Annotated in this window: 22 protein-coding genes and 1 riboswitch; of the genes, 7 read left to right on the top strand and 15 right to left on the bottom strand. The window is 55.6% G+C overall.

Annotation, left to right across the window (positions count from 1 at the left end):
- Nucleotides 1-174 precede the first annotated feature (174 nt).
- From WC600_01445 to WC600_01425, 5 genes are all read left to right on the top strand, one after another.
- A complete protein-coding gene (locus tag WC600_01445; GenBank protein ID MFA4901386.1) occupies nt 175-807 on the top strand; it encodes a hypothetical protein in 633 nt (210 codons plus the stop codon).
- An 89-nt stretch (nt 808-896) separates the two neighbouring features.
- Nucleotides 897-1,250 carry a response regulator gene (locus WC600_01440; GenBank protein MFA4901385.1) on the top strand — a complete coding sequence of 118 codons (354 nt, stop codon included), beginning with the start codon at nt 897-899 and terminating at the stop codon, nt 1,248-1,250.
- A gap of 8 nt (nt 1,251-1,258) precedes the next feature.
- The gene (glgC, locus tag WC600_01435) at nt 1,259-2,467 is read left to right on the top strand and encodes a glucose-1-phosphate adenylyltransferase (protein ID MFA4901384.1); all 1,209 of its coding nucleotides are present in this window, start codon (nt 1,259-1,261) and stop codon (nt 2,465-2,467) included.
- Between the two features lie 76 nt (nt 2,468-2,543).
- Nucleotides 2,544-3,284 (top strand): hypothetical protein, encoded by a 741-nt coding sequence (locus tag WC600_01430; protein ID MFA4901383.1) that lies wholly within the window; start codon nt 2,544-2,546, stop codon nt 3,282-3,284.
- On the top strand, nt 3,284-3,940 hold the full coding sequence (locus tag WC600_01425) for a histidine phosphatase family protein (GenBank protein ID MFA4901382.1): 657 nt from the start codon (nt 3,284-3,286) through the stop codon (nt 3,938-3,940). Before WC600_01430 ends, WC600_01425 begins: the two co-directional genes overlap by 1 nt.
- Before the next feature lie 367 nt (nt 3,941-4,307).
- Here WC600_01425 and WC600_01420 read toward each other — a convergent pair whose 3' ends face one another.
- The 8 genes from WC600_01420 to WC600_01385 form a co-directional block, all read right to left on the bottom strand.
- Nucleotides 4,308-4,481: a Flp family type IVb pilin gene (locus WC600_01420; protein ID MFA4901381.1), complete on the bottom strand. Its 174-nt coding sequence runs from the start codon at nt 4,479-4,481 to the stop codon at nt 4,308-4,310.
- A gap of 131 nt (nt 4,482-4,612) precedes the next feature.
- Nucleotides 4,613-6,058, bottom strand: coding sequence for a pilus assembly protein TadG-related protein (locus WC600_01415; GenBank protein MFA4901380.1), 1,446 nt, complete (start codon nt 6,056-6,058; stop codon nt 4,613-4,615).
- Between the two features lie 110 nt (nt 6,059-6,168).
- Complete coding sequence (locus WC600_01410) at nt 6,169-6,726, bottom strand: TadE/TadG family type IV pilus assembly protein (GenBank protein ID MFA4901379.1); 558 nt, start codon at nt 6,724-6,726, stop codon at nt 6,169-6,171.
- A gap of 181 nt (nt 6,727-6,907) precedes the next feature.
- Complete coding sequence (locus WC600_01405; protein MFA4901378.1) at nt 6,908-7,915, bottom strand: TadG family pilus assembly protein; 1,008 nt, start codon at nt 7,913-7,915, stop codon at nt 6,908-6,910.
- Nucleotides 7,916-8,065: 150 nt separating this feature from the next.
- A complete protein-coding gene (locus WC600_01400) occupies nt 8,066-8,614 on the bottom strand; it encodes a TadE/TadG family type IV pilus assembly protein (protein MFA4901377.1) in 549 nt (182 codons plus the stop codon).
- A 73-nt stretch (nt 8,615-8,687) separates the two neighbouring features.
- On the bottom strand, nt 8,688-9,260 hold the full coding sequence (locus tag WC600_01395; protein ID MFA4901376.1) for an HD-GYP domain-containing protein: 573 nt from the start codon (nt 9,258-9,260) through the stop codon (nt 8,688-8,690).
- Nucleotides 9,261-9,599: 339 nt separating this feature from the next.
- Nucleotides 9,600-9,685, bottom strand: a riboswitch (cyclic di-GMP riboswitch).
- A 200-nt stretch (nt 9,686-9,885) separates the two neighbouring features.
- Nucleotides 9,886-11,199, bottom strand: a complete 1,314-nt coding sequence (locus tag WC600_01390) for a pilus assembly protein TadG-related protein (protein ID MFA4901375.1) — start codon at nt 11,197-11,199, stop codon at nt 9,886-9,888.
- Entirely contained in the window at nt 11,187-11,672 is a 486-nt protein-coding gene (locus WC600_01385; GenBank protein ID MFA4901374.1) for a TadE family protein, read from the bottom strand. The genes WC600_01390 and WC600_01385 overlap by 13 nt, the downstream gene beginning before the upstream one ends.
- Nucleotides 11,673-12,097: 425 nt before the next feature.
- On the opposite strand from WC600_01385, the gene WC600_01380 reads away from it, so the two are divergent.
- Together WC600_01380 and WC600_01375 are read left to right on the top strand one after the other, a co-directional pair.
- Complete coding sequence (locus WC600_01380) at nt 12,098-13,051, top strand: MlaD family protein (GenBank protein ID MFA4901373.1); 954 nt, start codon at nt 12,098-12,100, stop codon at nt 13,049-13,051.
- Nucleotides 13,026-13,943, top strand: a complete 918-nt coding sequence (locus WC600_01375) for a tetratricopeptide repeat protein (GenBank protein MFA4901372.1) — start codon at nt 13,026-13,028, stop codon at nt 13,941-13,943. Before WC600_01380 ends, WC600_01375 begins: the two co-directional genes overlap by 26 nt.
- 111 nt (nt 13,944-14,054) lie before the next feature.
- Here the strand turns inward: WC600_01375 and WC600_01370 are convergent, their stop codons facing one another.
- From WC600_01370 to WC600_01340, 7 genes are all read right to left on the bottom strand, one after another.
- A complete protein-coding gene (locus tag WC600_01370) occupies nt 14,055-14,771 on the bottom strand; it encodes a hypothetical protein (protein ID MFA4901371.1) in 717 nt (238 codons plus the stop codon).
- Nucleotides 14,772-14,914: 143 nt separating this feature from the next.
- Complete coding sequence (locus tag WC600_01365) at nt 14,915-15,730, bottom strand: ABC transporter permease (GenBank protein ID MFA4901370.1); 816 nt, start codon at nt 15,728-15,730, stop codon at nt 14,915-14,917.
- A complete protein-coding gene (locus WC600_01360; protein ID MFA4901369.1) occupies nt 15,714-17,357 on the bottom strand; it encodes a hypothetical protein in 1,644 nt (547 codons plus the stop codon). Before WC600_01360 ends, WC600_01365 begins: the two co-directional genes overlap by 17 nt.
- The gene (locus WC600_01355) at nt 17,358-18,704 is read right to left on the bottom strand and encodes an extracellular solute-binding protein (GenBank protein MFA4901368.1); all 1,347 of its coding nucleotides are present in this window, start codon (nt 18,702-18,704) and stop codon (nt 17,358-17,360) included.
- Nucleotides 18,705-18,865: 161 nt separating this feature from the next.
- Nucleotides 18,866-20,197 carry a BCD family MFS transporter gene (locus WC600_01350; protein MFA4901367.1) on the bottom strand — a complete coding sequence of 444 codons (1,332 nt, stop codon included), beginning with the start codon at nt 20,195-20,197 and terminating at the stop codon, nt 18,866-18,868.
- A 189-nt stretch (nt 20,198-20,386) separates the two neighbouring features.
- On the bottom strand, nt 20,387-20,728 hold the full coding sequence (locus WC600_01345; protein MFA4901366.1) for a hypothetical protein: 342 nt from the start codon (nt 20,726-20,728) through the stop codon (nt 20,387-20,389).
- Nucleotides 20,729-20,763: 35 nt separating this feature from the next.
- Nucleotides 20,764-21,051 (bottom strand): RNA-binding protein, encoded by a 288-nt coding sequence (locus WC600_01340; protein MFA4901365.1) that lies wholly within the window; start codon nt 21,049-21,051, stop codon nt 20,764-20,766.
- Nucleotides 21,052-21,148 lie beyond the last annotated feature (97 nt).

Genomic DNA, 21,148 nt, shown 5'->3' with positions numbered 1-21,148 from the left:
ATGAGTTATCTCAAGATACCACACCTGGTTTACATGACCGCCGATTTTTTAGACTCTAAGGCCTGTCGGCTGCCGGCCACAAAACCGGTCTGAAGTCTGGGCTGCTGCCCCTAAGACGTTGACCTCCTGCGTCATTCTTGTTAGGCTTGGACAGGCTAACCGACGGGAGACCCTATGCTGAAAGCGAATCTCTATGTGGACCGGATCGATATTGCCCCCTACCTGAGCCCGGAGGAATGCCAGGGCCTGGGAGGGCCTGATTGCACCCAGGTGGCGGCCCGGCTGAAAGATGGCAGCCTGAAATCCGAAGACGGTGTGGCCCTGAGCCCGGCCCGCCGCCAGGCCTTATCCCTGGCCTTACAGGCTTTGGAGGTCCTGCCGGTGGTGCAATCTCTGGAACTACCCCGGCCGGTGCCGACGGACCTGTTCGAAATCAATGAACCGGGACCCGAGGCGCCGCTTTTGGTCACCGGCAACAGCGAGTTTACCCTGGCGGTGGTTACCGGCCTTTTGGCCTACACAATCAGCCCTTTCTATCTGCTGGTGGTGGACACCCGGGGGGACACGGTGGACATGTCCATGATCTATCGCAGCTTCACCCCCCAGCGCCTGGATCAGGGACTGGAGCACCACCGTCTGGCGGAAAAGCTTAAGCACCGGCAGCTCATTATCCCGGGGGTGGTCGCTCCCCTGAAAGAGGAGTTGGCCAGCTATACCGGCTGGGATATCCGGGTGGGACCCATCTGCGTGGCGGAGTTGCCCCTGTTCCTGGGAGAGACCTACTGGCAGCCTCCGGCGGAGGCTTGACGAACTTGGGGAATTTTTCTCGATGCGGGTTGCCCTTGCGGTTATCAAGACTTAACCTTTAAAAAAATATGCGTGCAGGAAGGCAGTTAATGAAAACTATTCTGGTGGTGGATGACGATGAGGCGATCCGTACGCTTCTGCGAGAGGAACTGGAAGAGGAAGGATACAAAGTAGTTATCGCCACCAATGCCAGGGATGCCCTTAAAATGGTCGAGACCGAACCCCTGGATCTGGTGATCTTAGACATTCGTATGCCCGGTATGGACGGCCTGGAGGCCCTGCCCCGCATCCTGGGCCTCAAAGAGGGCTTGCCGGTGATCTTGAATAGCGCCTATAGCCAGTACCAGGAAAGCTTTATGAGCTGGGCCGCGGACGCCTATGTGGTGAAGTCTTCCGACCTCACGGAACTCAAAGTGAAGATTAAAGAATTGGTAGCTAAGTGATGGATTCGATGAAAAAACTCACCACCATCATCATGGCCGGCGGCAAAGGTGAACGCCTCTTTCCCCTGACCCGGGACAAGGCCAAGCCGGTGATCACCTTTGGCGGCATCTACCGGATTCTCGACTTCACACTCTCCAACTGCCTCAATTCGGGAATTCGCCGTATCTATGTGCTCTCTCAGTACGGCAGTTTTTCCCTGGAACAGCACCTGCGCCAGGCCTGGGACGTGATGCATCCCGATTTGAATGAGTTCATCTATTCCATGCCGCCCCAGCAGATCATGGTGAACCGCTGGTATCGCGGCACCGCCGACTCCATCTACCAGAATCTCACCCTCTTGGAGCAGGAGCGTCCCCGGCAGGTGCTCATCTTATCCGGCGACCATGTTTACAAGCTGAACTACCGGGAGATGATGGATTTCCATCTGCAACACAATGCTGATCTTACCGTGGCTGCGGTCATGGTGCCCCGGGTGGAGGGGAGTTCCTTCGGTATCCTCAAAGTGAACGAGGCCTCCGAGGTGGAAAATTTTTTGGAGAAACCCAAGGACCCGCCGGGCCTGCCTGACAATCCCGACTTTTCTTTGGTTTCCATGGGCGTCTATATCTTTAATGCCGAAACTCTGGTGGAAGAGGTCATCAAAGACGCCAAGAAAAAGACCAGCAAGCATGATTTCGGTGGTGACATTATCCCCCAGATGGTGGGGCACAAAAAGGTCTATGCCTACAATTTCCAGGACCCGGTCACCAATACGCCCCGGTATTGGCGGGATATCGGGCTTTTGGACGCTTATTTCAAGGCCCACCAGGACCTGTTGGGCAAAGCGCCGGTGTTTGAGCTGTACGACGCCGACTGGCCGGTGCGGAGTAAGCCCCAGCTCTATCCCCCCAGCAAGTACATCTGCAGCGGGTCGCACGTGACCGTAGAAGACTCCCTGATCGCTTCGGGTTGCATCATCGAAGGCACGGTGGAGCGCTCGGTATTGTCCCCCGGAGTCAAGGTGGGGGTCGGCGCTACGGTGTGCCAGGCTATTTTGTGGGACGGGGTGGAAGTGGGCTCCGGGGCCCACATTCGCCAGGCCATCATTGAAGAGGGGGTGCGGGTGCCGCCGGGCTTCACCATCGGCTTGGATCACGAGCGGGACGCCAAGCGCTTCCATGTCACCGAAAATGGCGTGGTGGTGGTGCCCAACAACGCCGTCATGGTAGGAGACTGATTTTCTCCTCGTTCCCAAGCTAAGCTTGGGAACGTTCTTTTTTCTGCCAAGTTGTACTTGGCAACGAGAGCATCATATGCCTGATCTGTCTTCTCTCGATTCAAAATATTTCATAGATGAATATGTGTTTAATTGCCCATTCTGTAATCGTAGAAATGTATCGTACTCGACCAGATTACCAGATAAATTCGATTGGAATGAAGACAAAAAATGTTATGTTTATCTTGCCGAATGCCATTCTTGTAGAAACGTTTCCATGCATCTTACCTTTGAAAGAATTAAGACTCATAATTATTCTGGTTCTCTGCATCGCTTTATTATCGAAGACGATGAAAATCTAGATGAGAAGTTCTTCTACTCTGTGCCTACATCATTTTTCTCCTTGGATGAGCGGATTCCCAGAGTACTTCGTGAATTGATGACTGAAGCAGAGGGCTGCCTCAAGAGCAACTTTCTTACAGGAGCTTCGGTATGCGCTAGAAAGTTAATTTATGAGCTGGCGGTAATTGAGGGAGCTGAAGGCACGGATTATGAATCCAGGTTGAAATCTCTTAAAGGAAAGCGGCCTGACGTTGAGCCCGAGTATTTCGATACACTCCTGACAATCCAGCAGGTCACGAGTGATAAAGTTCATGAGTTATCTTACGATGGTTGGCATTCGCGCCACCTTCGAGTTATTCTTGCAACGCTCACCGAGATTTTTAATGCCATGTACGTTATCCCTAAACTTCGCGCCGAGAAGAGGCAGTCAATCATCAAGCTGAAAGAAGAGGTTCTTCGCCAAAAGAAACCCCGGAAAGGAGAGGGTGCAGAATAATGCGCCTCCAAGCCCAGCGCGCCAAAGGCTCTTTGATCCCCACCCGCCTCTATCTGGTGCGCCACGGCCAGGTGGCCGACGGGCACACCGACCGGTATCACGGTAACAACGACATCGGTCTGAGCGCGAAGGGCGTGCGGCAGTTTGAGGAGTTGGCCGTGCAGCTTGCACCACTGCCCCTGGCCGGCGTCTATGCCTCGGATTTGACCCGGGCCTTAACGGGGGCCGAGATCATCAGCCGGGGCCGGGAAGTGGCCCCTCAGATCATCCCGGAATTTCGTGAAGTTCACTTCGGAGTGTGGGAAGGACTGAACTTTACGGAGATTGCCGAACGTTATCCGGAAGAACTCCAGGCGCGCTTTAAGGACCTCATCAGCTTCCGCATCCCCGGAGGTGAAAGCCTCACGGACGTTAAGCTTAGGGCCCTGCCTCGCTTGACCTCCCTCATTCAGCAACACCACCAAGAGACCTTCCTCGTTGTGGCCCACGCCGGGATCAACCGGGTCATCTTGAGCGATGCCCTGGGCCTGTCTCTGGAGTTCCTGTTCCGCCTGGACCAGAATTACGGCTGCCTCAACGTCATCGACTATTTCCCCGACATGGCCGTGGTGCGCTTGGTAAATGGCGGCGTCAACGGTTTAGCTGCGAAGCTCTAACCGGACTAAAAAAGCTGTTCAGGGGCGGGCTCTTCTAAAAGGCGAGCCGGCCGCCATACTTCGTTGCCAAAAGTTTTTTCCTGCTCGCCCCTCACCCCAACCCTCAGAGGGGAGAGGGGATATAAAGAAGGAACTTTTGGCAAGAGCGATAATAATCACCTTCCAACATGTGACGAGGTTGTCCTCTCGCGGCTTGCCTCCTGATACCGAGTTGCATTCAAAGAGCAATGTTGGGTAGACGTAGGCCTTAGCCTGCGCCTGCACAGGCGAGACGCCTGTGCCACCGTTTGAATGCGAATTGTACGAGACAGGAAAGGGCCGCCGCCCTCAGGTTGCGGCCCCAAACCTGTAAAACAGCGAAGAGTTATTATGGCAACGTGGCTACAGATGATGCGAAGCTGCTGGCGACCTTTGCACCAAAGGCGGTCACCGCTGCCACAATAACCACTGCGATCAAACCCCCTAACAGGGCATATTCGATTGAGGCGGCACCCACATCATCCCGGAGAAACGCCATGGCTCGGTCAAGGTGCTTTTGCATTGTTGGTTTACTCCTTATTCAGGGTGCGCACCCCGGTTTTAACTGATTGTGGAGAGACCAGCTCGAAGAGAGATGCTTTTGTTGGATCGCATCCTTATCGCCTCGGCAACCCTCCGGTTTTTAAAGACACCTCACTTTACCAGCCTGGGAATGGCGGCCAGGGCTCCAACTTCGGAGGGAGCGCCGGGATTGATGGTCTTATTCGAAGGACCACCGGACAGGCTGCCCGTAGGCGTTACGGTACTGGCATCCGTCACATTCTCGACGGTCACCGTGTTGGCGTTCCAGGCGCTGTCAGGTTTATTAGTCAAGCAGTCCTTTTTGCTTGAATAGGTTATCCCGTTATTGGCGGGCCTGTAACTGGTGCAATCGTCACAGGTTGTATTATTAGCGGTGACGCCGATGATATCCACGTTGACAAAGCCCGTGACCATGATGGTCGGAGGGTTCATGGTAGTACAGGCGAAGGCCTCCGATGGCCAGAAGGGGGTCAGCAGCCGGGCCAGGGACATGAAACCCGTTTTCATAGGCAGGGAAGCCACGGTTTTGGGGCCGAAAACCGCCAAGGTGGTATGCCATTTGCCGGAACCATCTTTCTTGTAATTATAGGCCTGCTTCAGATTCTGAAAAATAGCTCCGATATAAGAGCGGCCCCAAGGATACTCGCTTCTGGGATAGATTTGCTGCCCCACCTTCAAACTGGCAACAACCACCGGATTTTGCGAAGTATAACTGGGGGTATAAACCTTTTTCAGAATGTCTTTGATGGTATTGGGCACCGAGTCACTGGGGCCGACGGTGTAAAAATAACCTTGACTTGAGTCGAGCCCGGCGGCAGGACTGGTGGGAACGCTGCTGGTAACCTGGGAGCCGCCGGTATCTTTGAAAGTAAGCGTCTTGGTGGCGGCCACGGCTTCCCGGGGGCCTAAAAGACGGGCAAACCAGCCGGAGTGGCCGCTGGAGGCGGTGAGAATGGAACTCGGCAGGGCCAGCGGGACCTGGACCGTTCCGGTTCCTACCGAAGTGGTATAACCCAGATAGGCGATGGCCGAGGCCGCAACCTCGGAGGTCTTGACCCCGAAGACGCTGGCAAATATGTTGGTGACCGGGCCATAGGCCAATCCGGCCGCCCGGCGCAGTTGGACTTTTACGGCATTGGCAGTTGAACTACTGCTGCACGTCGAGCCGACCTCTGTCCAGGCCGTTTGGGGGTTGCCCGCATTAACGTTCCATTCCCCGAAAGTGAGCGTCAGGTCAGTGCGGGCGTTGGAGTCCAAGGCCGGCAGGCCGGAAAGCTGGCTCTGGCGCTGGGCTACCGTCATGGCGGCCTGGCTTGCGGCATTGGCATCCCGCTCCGCCACCCCGCCCCCTGCGTCCTTGATCAAATTTCCGGCCGCAGCCAAAGCGGCAGAATCGGCCGCATTCTGTAGCTGATTGCGGGCATAATAGAGCTGGCCCGTATCGATGGCCAAACTGGCTATACCCAGAAACGCCAAAAGGCCGAGAGCGGCCATAATTGCCACAGTGCCATCCGTTTCCCGCCCCAGCCTTCCTAGGCTGCTTTTTCGCCTATCCATGGCTCACTCCTTTGGTTTAGCAAGTATTGTTATTTTATGGTCCCACCTCACCAAATCAGGCCGATGACACCCGACCCTTACAAATTGTTGTCAGCTATTGCCAACTGTGATCATTCACAGAGCATTACCGTAGAGGCCTTAAGGGTTTTTTGACTGCCAAGACCTGGAATGAAACTCGAAATTATGAACCAGGTTTTCTTAGCCGTAACCGTAACTTCCAGGGGTGATCCCCGGGTTCCGGTGGCGAGGCCAGTTCCACCCGGGGTGATGACTGGTTGAGCGTCAGCGGGCAGGCTGGTGGTTAACTTGTAATTGGTGGTCAGATACGTGCTGATCGAGGGAGACAGGGCGGAGGGAGCGATGCGGGTTCCACTGCTATCAGTTGCATAGGTTATACCGTAACGAGCCCCTTCCCGGCTGGCATTGGTGATGACCTGCTGCATATACCAGGCATGTCCGAAGTCCATGATTCCCGCCACAATTAAGAGAAACACACTGATAATTATGGCGAATTCAACGGTGGCGGCCCCTTCCGTACGCGTACGGAGACGCCGGAGGAAATGTTTGGCTCCGGCGTTCAGGGCCACAAACAACAACCCCATCAAAATTACGGCCATTGCTATGGCCCCGAACCGTGTAGCGATCTGCAACAACAACCCCTGAGCCATGATTCGGCCCCTTCTAAGATGCGCAGGCTCGACAGGTGGGTACGATCCTGCTGACTATAAATATTGAGCGGGTCAGTTTCAAAAAGTTGTCAGTTTATTCTTCACTTAGAGCTGAGAAATACTCGTCGTTTTCTGTTTCCGTTGCTGCCGGGCTGCCTCAAGACCAAAAATCTGGTTCCCGCTATTGCACCAACTTGGGAGGTGCCAGGGCGCCATAATTGCTTCCGCCAGGCTGGGCGCTGTCCATTTCCCCCATACTCAGTACAGTACCGGAAACCCCTTTGGGACTTCCGCCCGTTAGAACTTCAGAGATCTGAAAAGGCACAAATGCGACAATTGGTTGGCTCTGGTTAAATTTGTCCGTATTCACTACCGGTAACAGAACGTTGAGGGTTTTACTGGGTTGAAGGTTAAGTTTATCCTTTAATTCGTTGAGACAAGAAGTGTCTTGCCCATTTTGGAGGTTGATGATATCGCCGACATTCAATGGGGAGCAGGCAGCGTTATTAATGTAATCTTTAAAGGTTTTGGCGCTGGCCTGGTCCGTCGGGTCGGCAAACCAACCGCCATTATCAAGGGTATCAGGGGTAAAGTTGATGAAGAGAGGCGTGCCGGGAGCGGTATAAGCTTTATTGAGAGCAATGGGCAGGGTTCCCGGGCCGACGGAGCCGGCAAAGTCCATGATGCAAATGGCTCTGGAACTCAAATCTTTGGAAAGGAGACCCAAAAATTGGCCAAAAATGATTTGAACGTTGGTTCTTTGGGCAGTCACCCGGACGCCGTTGGCAGTGCTGCTATTCGCCCAAGTAACGGGAGTAAACTGTTGGGTGGCATAATTCCATTGTCCCACCTCCACTGTTACTTCGTTCGTGGTCAGATTGACCCCATCAACCTTGTTGCTCGTGGCGATATTGAGGGCCGAGGTCGAGGCCGCTTGGTAATCGGGAGCAGGACGGGTATTGGCAGTACCCCACAGATTCAGCGGCCAAAGGGCCCGAGCTCCAGACCGGGCTCCGGCCTCAGCGGACTTCCTCAGGTCACGTTGCACCCAGGCCAAATGGGCGTAATCGATGGCCAGGCCAGCCACGGCCAACAGCATCACCAAGAGAAGGGCCACGATTACTGCCGTGGACCCGGACTCATCACCTTTGAAGCCGGTTAGTCTTTTTTGTGTCCTATGAGCTTCCATGCTCTTTACCTCTGTTCCCTAAACCTACTAATCTGAATGCTCGGCATTGACCGCGTCCATGTCTGAGATTTGGTTGACCTTGGCCGTCAGGCCTTAGGCCGGAAACGTTGTGCCCTTCCATGGGCTGGAGCATTGGACTTTTGGCCTCTTTTACTCCAATGACATCACTGTGGTAGAGCTCAGGGTCTTGGGATTGGGTAGGCCAGGTACCAAGTTGCCGATAAAAAACCAGTATTTCTTGGCAGTAACCTGGACGCTGACCGAAAGTCCAGGGGTAGTCGAAGTATAGCCGGCCCCCCCTGGGATGACCTGAAGATCGGCATCGACGGGCAGGAGTCCGGTGTAGGTGCTGGTCACATAAGACGATACCGTAGGAGAAAGGCTGCCGGGCGTTAGACGCGTTCCAGAGGGCGCACTGTAACGAGTAGCATAGCGGGCGCCTTCCTGGCTGGCGGTGGCCAGCATTGATTCCATATACCAGAGGTGGCCGAAATCGATGATGCCGCCTACGATGAGCAATAAGGGGATGAGGCAGAGGGCAAACTCAATCGTCGCGGCCCCTTCCGTACGAGAGCGGAGACGCCGGAGGAAATGTTTGGCCCCAGTGTTCATCGCCACCAACAACAACCCCAATAAGACTACAGCCGTTGCTATGGCCCCGGACCATGCGGCGATCTGCAACATCAACCCTTGAGCCATGATTCGGCCCCCTTCTGAGGTGCGCAGGCTCGTCAGACGCGTACGAGCCTGCGGACTAAAAATGGTTAGCGGGTCAGTTTCGAAAAGTTGTCAATTTATTCTCCACATAGAGCTGAGAACAAGCGTCCACCACCAGGGGGTCGTAAAGCACGCCTTTATTTAAAGAGAGTTCCGACATGGCCTTGGCAAGTCCCAGGGCCGGCCGATAGGGCCGGTTTGACGCCATGGCCTCCACGACGTCGGCGACGCCGATTATCCGGGCTTCCAGAAGGATGTCAGATCCCGCCAGTCCATGCGGATATCCTGAGCCGTTCCATCTCTCATGGTGCTGGACCACGATTTGAGTGGTGGACAGAGGCAAATCCAGAGGTTTCAGGATCTCAAATCCCACCATGGGATGGTTTTTGATAATGGAAAACTCGAGCTCGGTTAATCTTCCCGGCTTAACGAGAATTTCGGTAGGCACCCCTACTTTCCCAAGATCATGAAGATTCCCGGCTATACGAAGCTTTTCGGTGGAATCAGCCGAAAGATTTAGATTGGCAGCGATGTCCAAGGCAATTTGGGTCACCCTTCTTTGGTGTTCCACGGTGTAAGGATCTCGGGCTGCCATGGTGGCTTCGATAACCTGGGTTATGGCATGCATGCTTTTCACCTATTTTTTCTTTTTAATAATAATAATCTACCAAGAATCTTTAAAAGAAAATCAGGTTTTCCCTAATTATCACATCCTCAAAACCTAATTTGTCAGGTAGCATTTTCCTGAAATAACTATAATTTTAAATATCTTAAAGCTCCGATTAACTTGTAACTAAGTTCTTTAACCTGAGTAATTGAGTGGGCTATCCTCAGGTTACCTAAAGTTAAAGCTCTACGGGCAAACCTGAGGAAGGTCCGGCGTGAAATCTGACAGCTGATTGCAGCTGTAGCGGAGGGCTACTGCAAGGGCAGGGGTATAGCCGCGGATAAACCTAATCCTTACCACTTCGGCAATCCCGCTGCCTTGGCCGTCAGGCTTTAGGCCGGTGACTTTGCGTCCTCCCCTTTCGGTGGAGTTTGCCCTTCTCGGTAGTTACGTATTCCTTATCGGTATTTTGGCCGAAGACCTTAAAAATATTTTTGCGGTAATCTGTCCGGCCGGTCTCCCGGCCGCTCTCCCAAAGGATCAAAGCAAATAGGGGAGGGGTTGCCAGCCTCTGGGCTAGGGTGACGGGTGGAGGGCTGCGAACCCCTACAGCCCTAACCCCGGCTGATCATGGAGATAAAGCCGGTCATTGGACCAGGGCCGCGCCGCCCCCTCCGCCGCTGGAGAACGACCCCCACCCGCTTGGGGTTTTCTTGGTCGTCACGCTGTTGTTACTCAAAGTGATGTTCCTGCCGCTGACCAGCACACCATTTACGGCGGCGTTGTTGGAGAGGCTGATAGCGCCATCGAGGCTCAAAATGTTGCCGTTAAGGATGGAGTTATTAGAGAGACTGACCACGCCGGTGCCGGTCCTGACGAAGGTGACCCTGTCTTCCGTGATACCGCCGTTTCCCAATTTTATCTGGGAGCCATTGCCGAGGGAGAAGTTCCCGGAGTCCCGGATGACAAACGAACCTCCTGCGGGCGCGTCCAAAATTAGGGTCGCATTATTACTTAAGGTTAATCGAGTGAGGTTAAGAACGTTCACCATGTTTGTGCCATTTATGGTCTTGGTTCCATTATTAGAGAGATTGATAATCCCATTTGTTACCTGAGCTTGCACTGCCGGTGTCGCTGGTGTCAGTGAAGGATTTCTGAAAGTATTGAAGGTGGTGGTGGCGTCCTGGGTGGCTTGCTGGAGTATGGCATTGGCAGCGGCATCTTGCTGGATGCCGCCTTTAACGACTGCGCCGTTCCCGATGGTTTTGGGACAGCCGGTTTTAAGATATGCCTTCCCCCACACCGTGGCATTGTTACTCAAGGAAAAGGGGCCGTCACCATTAAGCCCCACATCACCACCGAAGTTGGCATTACCGACGTTGGCATTGTTGCTTATACTGACCGTGCCGTTGCCGGTCTCCAGGATGGACCAGATGCCAGAGGACTTGACAATCGCCACCGCGGTGCCGCTCAGATTAGTGGTGTTTATCCCAAAAATGGGGGCAAAGGACAACTGGAGAGGGCCGCCGTTGTTACCGGCGTCCTTGGGCACCACCACCTGGATAGCCTGGACCGGGGCCGGAGTTTCTTGGGGGGCGGCGCCGAAAAATTTGCCCTGCACCAGACTCCAATAGCCACTGAGCACCTGGCAATCGGTTAAGAGTTTTCCGGCCGCCTGATTTTCCTGGACTATCGAAGTTGCCGCGGTGTTCCAGTCCGCATTTTTGGCTAAGGCATTGGCCCCAGCCAAGGCCCCGGCTTCAGCGGCCTTTTTCAGTTCACTTTGCACCTCGCTCATATACCCGTAATCGACGGCCAAGGCGGCCATCCCCAAGAATGCTGTTAAGGCAAAGGCCATGATCAGCGCAATGGCCCCGGAATCGTCCGCGATAACGCCCTTGACGCCCTGAGCCAGATTGCATCTCCGGACAAGCCTCCGGAGCGCCTTTAATACTCGCATGTCATCCATGTAGTAACACTCAGCAGTTGGGGATTAGACAGGCCGGGGATCAAATAACTGAGCATAAACCAGTATTTCTTGGCAGTGACCTGGACACTGACCGAGCCCGTGCCGGTCGTATATCCAGGGCCTCCCGGGATGACCGCTGGACTGGCGTCAGCGGACAGAAGATCACTCAACCCGACGCCACCGGCACCGCCATTTTCAGCCGGAGTATTGAGCACATAATTCTGGATGGAGGGAGAAAGGTTATTAGGAGTAACCTTTGCGCTAGAATAATGGGTGGCATAGCGAGCGCCCTCGCGGCTGGCAGTGGCCAGTATCGACTGCATATACCAAAGATGACCAAAATCAAGGATGCCGCCCACGATGATCAGCAAAGGGATGAGGCAGAGGGCGAACTCAACTACCGCAGACCCCTCCTGGCCACGGCGGAGTTTAAAGATTCGACGCGGTTTTAACGGCACTCCCATGGTGCTCCTTGCAAGGAATGATCGTTCCCCTGGGGTGGGCGAGGCTGGTCAAGGCACGATGTTATTCATATCGGCACAATCTACAAAATACATAAGTCCTTGTCTGGGGGGAGGCGGACCAAGGACCACAATATCATGCAATATACTTAGTTTTATATATTTTAATCAAGTAATTATATATGGTGCCCAAGCAGAGCTTGGGCGGATAGTGGCATTCCCAAGCTGGAGCTTGGGAACGAGGGCGTAAAGTGATCTGGGCGTCTCGCTTGCACAGACGTGCGCAGGCTAAAGCCTGCGGCTACCAAAATCAACTCTTTAAACGCAACCCGGCATTTAATCCTGATATAGATTTTTCGCTTAAAACTCCGGGCAGTCCACCGGCGAAGGACTTGTAAAAGAATAGGAGAGAGTGTTATCATGGCCCCATGCAAGAGGGCTTTACCCGCAAGGAAAAGCTGGTAGGCGCATTTCTCCTGGTGTTGGTGATCTTCACCGTGGTGACCTTGCTGGCGATTGCCCAGGGCAAGGGCTGGGGCGTGACCCAGACCACCTATCTGGTAAAATTCAAGCAGGGCTACAACCTGCGCCCGGGCTCTTTGGTCAAGATGTTCAACGCCGAGATCGGCAAGGTCTCCGACCTGCGCATCACCACGGCGGGCGGGCTACCCCAGGTGCAAGTCACCATCAAGATTTACAAGAAATACAACTATCTCATCCACCAGGATTCCGTGGCGGAAGTGGTGAGCCCCACCATAATCGGCAGCGAATATCTCGAAATCAGCCCCGGCTCTTCCGGCTACCCCCAGATTGAACCCTACGGCACCATACCGTCCCGGGAGCGCCAATCCCTCACGGAGCAACTGGCGGAGCTGGTCAACCGGGAAACCATTGACAAAGTCAAGTTGACCGTGGCCAATATCGCCCAGTTGAGCGAACAGTTGAAAAACGATGAAAAGGTTTTTCTAGCGGTGGTGAATCATGCCAACCAGGTGCTGGTGAGCCTCACCGAGGCCAAAGGCACCATGGGCCTGCTCCTCATGCAAAAAGATTTATATACCAAGATGGTTCAAAGTCTGGGCCACCTGGACCAGTTCCTGGTGGAGGCCAAGAATCTCACGGGGGATTTCCGGCCTTCGGCCAAGGATCTGCAAGTGTTCACCAAATCCATCACCCAGGAAATCGAACCCTTGAAGGCCATCGTGGCCAACATCAAGGCCGGTAGCGAGGAATTGCCCGACCTCGTGGAAGCGGCCACCGAGACGGCCCGAAGCGGCAAGGAAGTCATGGACGCCATCAAGGCCAATCCCCTCATCCGCCTGACCGCGCCCAAGGGCGCCCGGAGCCGATCCATTCATGTGGAACCGCGTAGCCTGCCTTAGGCGCTGGATAGTGCTTATGTTGGCGGTCCTGGTGGTGGGCTGCGCTGCCAAACCGGACCCGTTCGGGCAGCAGGTAAGCCGCATCAACGACCTCTCCATTCAGGGGGAGCAGTGGTTCTCGCGGGGCGACCTGAAGCGGGCTTCACGGGAGTTCTCCCGGGCCCTGACCATGAGCCGGTCCGTGGACTATCCCCAGGGGGAGGCCCAGCAGCTCAACAACCTGGGCGCCGTAGCCCTGGAGGATGGAGAGATTAAACAGGCCCGGGATTTATTTAACCAGGCCCTGCAAGTGAATTGCGCTCAGGGGCAGTGGGTCGCGGTCAGTATCAACCAGGCTAACCTGGCCACCATAGCCCAGAAGGCAGGGAATCCCGGGGAAGCCGCCCGGCATCTCCAGGCGGCCCAGAACGCGGCCTGGCAAGCCCAAGCGCCCCGAGCCCTGGCCCGGGTGTATCTCCAGTGGGCCAGTTTTTATCTGGACCAGAAAGACCCGGCCCTGGCTGAAGATTTTTTGAATCGTAGCCAACCTCTGGCTACCACGCCGGAACTCAAAGGGACCCTGGCGCATCACTTGGGCCGGCTGGCCCTGGCTCGGGGAGACACCGGCCTGGCTCTGGAGCGTTTCGCCCAAGCGCTCACCATCGACCGCTCCATTCTAGATCGGCCCGCCATGGCCGGGGACCTGTTCTTCCTGGGGGAGGTGTATCAAAGCCGAGGGGACCTGTGTCAGGCCTGGGATTATTACGTCCGGGCCTTCGACGTCTTTGCCGGTCTAGGGCGCACGTCCCAGATGCTCAGGTGCTTCAAGCGGCTTAAGGAAGTCAACCAAAAGGGCCGGTTAGGCCATTCCCTGGAACGCTTCGAAAAGCTCACCAAACCGAGCCCTTCCTGAAAAGTTCAAGGTTCAAGGTTCAAAGTTCAAGGTTACAGATTGCTGCCGGGGCGGCGGTGCTGCATTTCAAGTTTTGGCTGATAGCTGAAGGCTGGCTACTGATAGCTGGCTTCATACCAATGGCAGATAGGCGGTGAGGGGCCGGGCCCGGTGTTCCAGGAGCGGCATTTTCAGGAGCTGCCCCGACTCCAGGCGCAGGAGCCGGTGTCCCAGAGGATAAAAGGATTCCAGGGCCTCCCCCAGCACGATGGCGGCAATCCCGTTCGTGGCCAGGTAATCCCGGAGGACCGCGACAAGCATTGCGGCCGCGGTGGCCGAATCACCGGATATGGCGGCCAGGATCAATTCGGGCCCTTTTAACAGCTCCCGGGCCCACACTGCCCGGGCATAAACTGCGGCGGACACCTGGGTGGGAAACTGATCTAGATGGGCGTGCAACTTCAGAAGTTCCAGTAAATCGGCGTGAGGCTCCAAAGCTTCAGATTCCGAGCACCCCTGATGATAGCACGGGGCCAGGGCGATGTTTTCACCCAGGCTGAGGCGGTGCAGCAACACCTGCCGGGGTGAAATATAGGCGATCCGGCTGCGGAGGTGGTAAAGGTCTGCCCGGGGCAGGGTCTCAGCGTTTTCGCCCCAATGCCGGACTTGGCCCGCAACGGGAGGCTTGAGGGCGGCCGCCACTTCCAGCAAAGGCTCGGCCGAGTGCGGGTTAACCCCCTCAATGAGCACAACTTCGTTCAAGGCCACGGCAAGCGACAGGGGCGCAAGCCAGGGTGCGGCGGCTTCCGGCAGGGTGACCAGTTCAAGATTTAAGGCGTAGTGCAGCATAGTTAGGTTTCAGGTTTCAGGTTCCAGGTTTTAGGACTTCGCTTTACCAATATTTCTGTATTATCATCCATTTTCTCCCCTTGGAAAATAGTGGGAATTAGTGCAGGTTTCCTTTTCAAATGCTGTCACCTGAAACCCGGCCTTCATAGGTAATAAGCCGCAGTCAGGCAGATATCCATGATCCCTATCAGCACTAGACTCCAGATCGCGGCATGGGAAGTATTCTGGGCCACCTCGCCCATGTCTTCGGTGGCGCTGAACCCGAAATAAATGGACACAGTTGCAATGAGCATGGCAAATATGGCGGTTTTGGCAAAGCCCACGCTCACATCAATCCATTCCAAGGCGTTGATGAATGATAACCAGAATTTGGCCCAAAAGATTTCCGCAAAGGCCTGGGCAAAGAGATACCCGCCGATGATGGCCGCGAACACACACAGGATATAAAGAGACATCAGGCTGATGGTGACCCCCCAGAAGCGCGGCACTCCCAGATAGCGATAAGGGTCGATACCCATCATCTGCAAAGCCCGAATCTCACCGTTCACCGACATGGTGCCGATTTCCACCGTGATGGCGCTGCCGGAATTGAGCAACACGAAAAAGGCGGCCCACACCGGCCCCACCTCCCGCACCACGATGGTAACCAGCAGCCAGCCCACGAACTCCTCCCCCTGGACCTTGACCAACTGTTGGGTGGCATGGACAATCACCAACATACCCAGCATGAGAGCGGTGAAGATCAGGATATAGGCGCGCTGGATGGCGGTGAAATATATCTGCCGGGACAACTCCCGGACGAATAGCCCCAGACAGGCGGGACCGGTGAAGGCCCCCAGGAGGAGACGATAAAATAAAGCGCAGATGCTCAACAACCGGGAGGTTACGGAGTTGAACCCCTGCCAGACCTGCCCGCAGCCCCAGTCCAGGGCCCGTAACACCTTAATGAGGAAGCTCATGAGGGTCTTGGGAGGCCTCTGGGGGAGGTAATGCCAGGGAAAATTCCACTCCTCCCGCCTCCCGGGGCTTAAGCGTGAGTTGGCCGCCGTGCTGGGCGGCAATGGCTGCGGCCAGGGCCGGCCCCAGACTTCCTGAAATGCTAGCCGGATCGCCGAAAGGATTCAACCATCTCTGGCACTCCGCCGGTGTGCGCATCTCCCCGGAGGACCATACGGTCAGGAGCACTCCTTTCGCCGGGGTTGGTGTGGCCGCAAGCCCCAGGTCTCCGTCCGGGGGCAGCAATTCCACGGCAAAATCCAGGAGGTAGAGCGCGGCCAGGCTCAGTTCAGACGCCGCTCCCCAGACCGGCGGCAGCGGGCTGGGATCATGGTGGAGCTGGACTTCCGGCGGCAGTCCCAAGGTCGCCAGACGCCAGGCTCGTTCCAGACCCAGGGTGAGGTCGAGCGCTTCCCATTGCTCCTTCGACCAGAAGAGGGAAAAGTCTTCGAACACCGTCTCCAGCCTGGCCCGAAGCAGCGCCAGCGTCTGATCGGCCGGCAGAAGCGAGTCAGCCCCCCCTGTGGCCAGCTTGCGCTCCAGATCCTGCAGGTCGGCCTGCCAGGCCTGCAGGGTCGGAAGCCCCCGGGCCATGACCCGGCCCAGGCAGGCCCGGGCCTCGTTCTCAATCAATCGCTGCCCCAGTTTGGGCACAGCAGTCCCCAACCGTCTAAGGACCTGCTGGATTACCGCCACTTCAGCCTGCCCCTGGGGGTCCACCCGTTTCAGGTTTTCCAGCCAGAGATCGAAATCTTCGGGCCGGGCGGTTTGCAAGTCCCCCGCTACGAAGCTCAGGCTTTTCAAGGGCTCCGTGATGTAGCGCACCCAGAAATAGATGAGGCTCATGGCCAGAACCCCGGAGATGGTCAGGCTCAAGATGATCTCTAGCCAAATATCCTTACGGAGAAGGTTCTGTTCTTCGCTTTGAAGGAGGAGCAGTTGGCGCATGCGGCTGGTATCGATGCCGATTTTGGCCACGCCCCAATAGACCGCCCCCTCATCCGCCAGTAGCACGTGCACCGGCATATAGCGCAGCAGCATCTCACCTTCTTGTTTGGGGCCCCGGTTGACGGATTCCTGGAGGCGGTTGTCCACGCGCTGCTGCGTGGTGATGCTGTTGATGAGGTCTTGTTCCAGGCCCTGAAACGATTTCATGAGCTTCTGGGGGCCGGCCATGGGCTTCAATTCCGGGGCCTCCCGGCGATAAAACATATAGGTCAAATGTTGGCCCAGGGCGTCTGCTGGGCCCTGAATCAGCTCGATGCCTTCGATGATTTCATTGAAAGTAACTTTCTCCCAGAGCAGATCCTTGATCGATTGATCCGTGGGTGTATCCGAGCTAGGGGTCATCTGCATCAACCCCTTATAGGAAGCGAATTCCAAGACCAGAAGCCGGGCAATGGTGGTGGCTTCCACCTCGGCGCCCTCTTGCATGGATTTGAGGGTGCGGTCCTGGAGGCCGGTTAAGGTGAGATTGAGCAAGGGGAAGAACAGCAGGATGACTACGACGCAGAGCAGGAAGGTGGCTCCGGCCAGGACAAAGAGCCGGTTCCGGAGGGAATAGCGGATGAAGGTCGTCGGGGTCGTCATCTATTCCGGTCTCGTCAGATCTTTCAAGTCGGCCAGCGCGCCGTCCAGGGCCGACTCCGGCGTCCGCAAGCCGTACAGGGCCTCCTGGAGATATTTTTCCAAAACGTTATTGATCCGGCGGTTGTGGGGCCGGGCGCGGATCACCATGTCCTTCTGCCCAAAGGTCCACTTGTAGACCCGTCCCACATCGCGGTTGGTCACCTTCTCCAGGGCGCGGTTCAGGGACGGCACCTGTCCAAAGTTCTCCGCCGCCAGGATCTGGAACTGCTCGTCGGATACCAGCTCGATAAAACTCCGGGCATTGGCGATGACCGTGGGATCAGTCACGGAAAAGCGGTTGACGGCCCAGCCGAACGAGCCGATGTTGGTATAGCGGTTGGGATGGTCTGTGTGCGCCGGGATGGGGGATATCCACACCTGGTTGATGTCCGTGAGGCTGCCCGGCACCTGGCCTTTGCCCTGGGCAATCAAGTCGGTTAAGTCTTTCATGCGGGTGTTCCAGTTGATCATGAACAAGGCCTGGCCCCGGTAGAAAGCTTGCCGCAGGCTGCCGGTGGGCTCAAATTTTTTTAACTCCACGGGACCCGGGATGATACCTTTCTGCATACTAATGAGCTCTTTGAGGGCTACAACGAAGGCATCCGCATTGGCCCTCTGGTGCAGGACAAACTGGCCGGCATCGTTGTTGACCCGGCCGCCAAAGCCCCAGAGAATCGGGTAAAAATCATTGAGAGCATTGGTGGAGTGAATGAGCAGGCCATATTTCAAAGACTTTTCCTGGGGCAAGATCTTGCGGCAAATGGCCTGGAGTTCGGCCCAGGTGCGGGGGGACTTCAGGTTATACCGCTTCAGGATATCCCCCCGATAAAAAAGGATATTGCCCTTGATATAGGTGGGCACGGCCACCAGTTCTTTGCCTTTTTCCCCGGTAACCTTGGTTAAGGATACGGAAAAGGCCTCGGCCACCGCAGGCACCAGTTCCGACCTATCAAAAATATGAGTGCGTTCCAGCTCATAAAGCCAGCCCGCCACCCCGTAGCGCTGCACCCAGGGGGCATCCAGGAGTAGGACGGTAGGGATTTTGCTCTCCGTGGAGAGCCCCAGGACAAAGGGCTCATAAGGCAGGAGGCTTTCCGGCACCAGCAGCCCTTTAAAGTTGCGGTCGAAATTTTTATAGAGGGAACTTTTGGATTTTTGGGCCAAAAGACTGATCAAATCCCGGGTGGGGGCATCGAAGGTGTAGGTGATGGTCCGGGGTGGCGGGAGTTCCGGAGCCGGGCCGCACCCCAGGAGTTGGAGGAACAATACGGCCCAGACCAGCCTTTTTATCCTTGTGCCACGATCCATAAGTTATCTGCTATAAACCGAGCCCAACTTGAATGACCGATGTTTCCCCTCTTTGAAAAAAGGAATTTAGAGGGATTTATAAGGGATTATAAAATCCCCCCTGACTCCTTTAAATAGGGGGGAATAAAAATGGTGGCGCAACGCGACCATTTTTACCCACCCTATTTCCGTTTCGCCTGGTCCTCGGCCACCATGAGCGCCAGTTGGGGCCGGTATTTCTTCAAACTCAGGGGCACCAGGAAGAGGAGACAGGCCAGCAGGCCCACGCCTTCCACCAGAAACACCCAACCATAGGCATTGGCATTACTGGCCGTGAGATAAAACAGCCGGTCCTTGAGAAATCCCCCCGTCATTTCCCCCGCGGCCAGAGCCAGACCGCTGGCCAGATTCCACAGCCCCATGAAGATTCCGCTGAAAGAAGGATGCACCATATGCATGGTCAGGTGGGACAGCCCCACATTGTAAAACCCCCGGGCCAGTCCCAGGAAACAGAGGGCATAAATACCCCAGGTCGCATCGGGTCGAAAAGACGTAAAACTCAGCAACCCGAAGGCCGCGGCGCCTAACACCAGGCTGATCACCAGGACGATCCTGTTGCCCCAGTGCCGGAGGCTGACCAAAAAATGCACCCCCACCATGCCGGCCAGGATGCCATAGGAGGTGTAAATCCCGAAACGGTTGGTTTCGGCCACCGGCAGCGCCAACACTTCCCCGCCATATGGCGTCAGAATGAAGGTTTGAATGGCCAGAAAAAAGATGGTGGTGCCCAGAAAGACAAAAAAGGCCAAAGCCTGGCGGTTTTTAGCCAGAAATTTCAAGGTGGGCCACAGGTGCATCTGACCATGGGCATGGGAGAGCTTGTTCTCGCACCGCGGTTCGATGCCCCAAGCACCCCAGAGGGTAATCGCCACCACTACCAAGGTGACCACGCCAAACAGCTTTTGGATGGAATGGGAATCAAAATAAGGGAACAGCACCCCGGTCAAAGCGGAGCCCACGATGAACCCTACAAGAGTCAGAATCCACACCATGGTCAGGGCGCCGCCCCGGTCCGGCTCCGGGACCTGGTCCACCAGAAGGGCGTTGATGGCGGTGGCGGACACGGTGGTGCCGATGCCGAAGATGGAAAACAAGAGCACACCCTGGTACAAGAGGGCCCGGCTATGGGGCTGGGCTCCCAGGTCAAGTGCCCAGCTGGGGAAAAAAGGCATGATGGCCACGCTGAGAAGCATGCCCCCCCAGATGTAGGGAGCGCGGTGGCGGCCCCCCAGGAGATAGTTGTCGGAAAAGTACCCGGTAACCAGTCCCACCGGCGTCATCACATGTTGAAAGGCAAAGCTGAAGGTAACCAGCGCCGCGGGCACCACCAAGTCTACAATCAACACCCGATTTAAGACGTTGGCAAGCAATACCACCAACAGCGAAGTGGCAAAGCGCACCATCCCCAATTTCAGCACCAGCCGGGAGATAACCATAGACTTGAAGTGCAGCATAAACCGGGTTGGGCGAGAAGTAAAGCCGGAAGCAGTTGTCAGTAAAGTTCAGATCTTAAGACGTTAATGGTTAGCGGATACACCATATCGCGATTTTGAGAATAATTTACGTTGAGGGGTCCCTGGAATGAGGAGGGCGGTTTTGAGGAAGAGTCTTATTAAGTCAGATAAGTTGGGAGGGGGATCAACTCAATATTGGACCAGCCGGGCCTCGGGGTGCCAATGGTTTTTGACGCTCAACAGCCTGGCTTCTCGCCAATACTCCTTGATTTCCCCTACGCTGAGAGGCTCAGCCCCATACCCAACTTGTCTCAGTTCGTGCAGAATTTCCGCGGGCACCTGCAATTCGCCGGGAGGCAGGTTGCCGGCCTCGCGGGTCTCCCCCAGAATCACTACAACAGGCTGCCCGTAATGTTCCCCGGTCTCGGTCCAGGTGATGGTGACCGGATAGCTGATGCAGCCGTTTCTATTGAGCGTCTCACAATAAGCGTCAAATTCGGAAAACAACGCTTTAACGTCTTTGGGGATCATTTGGGGCTTCCTCTGTGACCCTGCGATACAATCGGTCACCGGCAGGTGCGGCTGCGGCGGCCAAAGGAGCATTTTGACTGGGGGAAGTCTTCCTTGACTGCCAAGAGTTGTCCATCTACCAGCCGGCCGTTGAACATGGAAATGGCTTTTTGGCCTTCCTCTTGGGTTTTCATAGACACAAAGCCGAAACCACAAGTCTCCCCGTTATGCAGATAGGTGATGATCTTGGCTGAGGCCACCAAGCCGGCCTCGGAAAAAAGGGTCTGTAACTGTTCTCCGGTCATTTGGTGGGGCAGGTTGCATACGGATAATCTTTTACTCATGATGTTCTCCTCGCCGGTCCCATCGAAATGCACTTACCAGGCACCGGAACTCCAGGATCACGAGACCGCCGGAGTTCCGATCATCAGGGTTTTTTGT

The organism is Desulfobaccales bacterium (assembly GCA_041648175.1).
Classification (GTDB): domain Bacteria; phylum Desulfobacterota; class Desulfobaccia; order Desulfobaccales; family 0-14-0-80-60-11; genus 0-14-0-80-60-11.
The sequence above is the reverse complement of the archived record's forward strand: the minus strand, read 5'-3'. Positions and strand labels throughout refer to the sequence as shown.

Bases quoted from the DNA above. Each gene is read 5' to 3' on its own strand.
- WC600_01445 (MFA4901386.1), top strand. From the start codon at position 175: ATGCTGAAAGCGAATCTCTATGTGGACCGGATCGATATTGCCCCCTAC.
- WC600_01440 (MFA4901385.1), top strand. From the start codon at position 897: ATGAAAACTATTCTGGTGGTGGATGACGATGAGGCGATCCGTACGCTT.
- glgC (MFA4901384.1), top strand. From the start codon at position 1,259: ATGAAAAAACTCACCACCATCATCATGGCCGGCGGCAAAGGTGAACGC.
- WC600_01430 (MFA4901383.1), top strand. From the start codon at position 2,544: ATGCCTGATCTGTCTTCTCTCGATTCAAAATATTTCATAGATGAATAT.
- WC600_01425 (MFA4901382.1), top strand. From the start codon at position 3,284: ATGCGCCTCCAAGCCCAGCGCGCCAAAGGCTCTTTGATCCCCACCCGC.
- WC600_01420 (MFA4901381.1), bottom strand. From the start codon at position 4,481: ATGCAAAAGCACCTTGACCGAGCCATGGCGTTTCTCCGGGATGATGTG.
- WC600_01415 (MFA4901380.1), bottom strand. From the start codon at position 6,058: ATGGATAGGCGAAAAAGCAGCCTAGGAAGGCTGGGGCGGGAAACGGAT.
- WC600_01410 (MFA4901379.1), bottom strand. From the start codon at position 6,726: ATGGCTCAGGGGTTGTTGTTGCAGATCGCTACACGGTTCGGGGCCATA.
- WC600_01405 (MFA4901378.1), bottom strand. From the start codon at position 7,915: ATGGAAGCTCATAGGACACAAAAAAGACTAACCGGCTTCAAAGGTGAT.
- WC600_01400 (MFA4901377.1), bottom strand. From the start codon at position 8,614: ATGGCTCAAGGGTTGATGTTGCAGATCGCCGCATGGTCCGGGGCCATA.
- WC600_01395 (MFA4901376.1), bottom strand. From the start codon at position 9,260: ATGCATGCCATAACCCAGGTTATCGAAGCCACCATGGCAGCCCGAGAT.
- WC600_01390 (MFA4901375.1), bottom strand. From the start codon at position 11,199: ATGCGAGTATTAAAGGCGCTCCGGAGGCTTGTCCGGAGATGCAATCTG.
- WC600_01385 (MFA4901374.1), bottom strand. From the start codon at position 11,672: ATGGGAGTGCCGTTAAAACCGCGTCGAATCTTTAAACTCCGCCGTGGC.
- WC600_01380 (MFA4901373.1), top strand. From the start codon at position 12,098: ATGCAAGAGGGCTTTACCCGCAAGGAAAAGCTGGTAGGCGCATTTCTC.
- WC600_01375 (MFA4901372.1), top strand. From the start codon at position 13,026: ATGTGGAACCGCGTAGCCTGCCTTAGGCGCTGGATAGTGCTTATGTTG.
- WC600_01370 (MFA4901371.1), bottom strand. From the start codon at position 14,771: ATGCTGCACTACGCCTTAAATCTTGAACTGGTCACCCTGCCGGAAGCC.
- WC600_01365 (MFA4901370.1), bottom strand. From the start codon at position 15,730: ATGAGCTTCCTCATTAAGGTGTTACGGGCCCTGGACTGGGGCTGCGGG.
- WC600_01360 (MFA4901369.1), bottom strand. From the start codon at position 17,357: ATGACGACCCCGACGACCTTCATCCGCTATTCCCTCCGGAACCGGCTC.
- WC600_01355 (MFA4901368.1), bottom strand. From the start codon at position 18,704: ATGGATCGTGGCACAAGGATAAAAAGGCTGGTCTGGGCCGTATTGTTC.
- WC600_01350 (MFA4901367.1), bottom strand. From the start codon at position 20,197: ATGCTGCACTTCAAGTCTATGGTTATCTCCCGGCTGGTGCTGAAATTG.
- WC600_01345 (MFA4901366.1), bottom strand. From the start codon at position 20,728: ATGATCCCCAAAGACGTTAAAGCGTTGTTTTCCGAATTTGACGCTTAT.
- WC600_01340 (MFA4901365.1), bottom strand. From the start codon at position 21,051: ATGAGTAAAAGATTATCCGTATGCAACCTGCCCCACCAAATGACCGGA.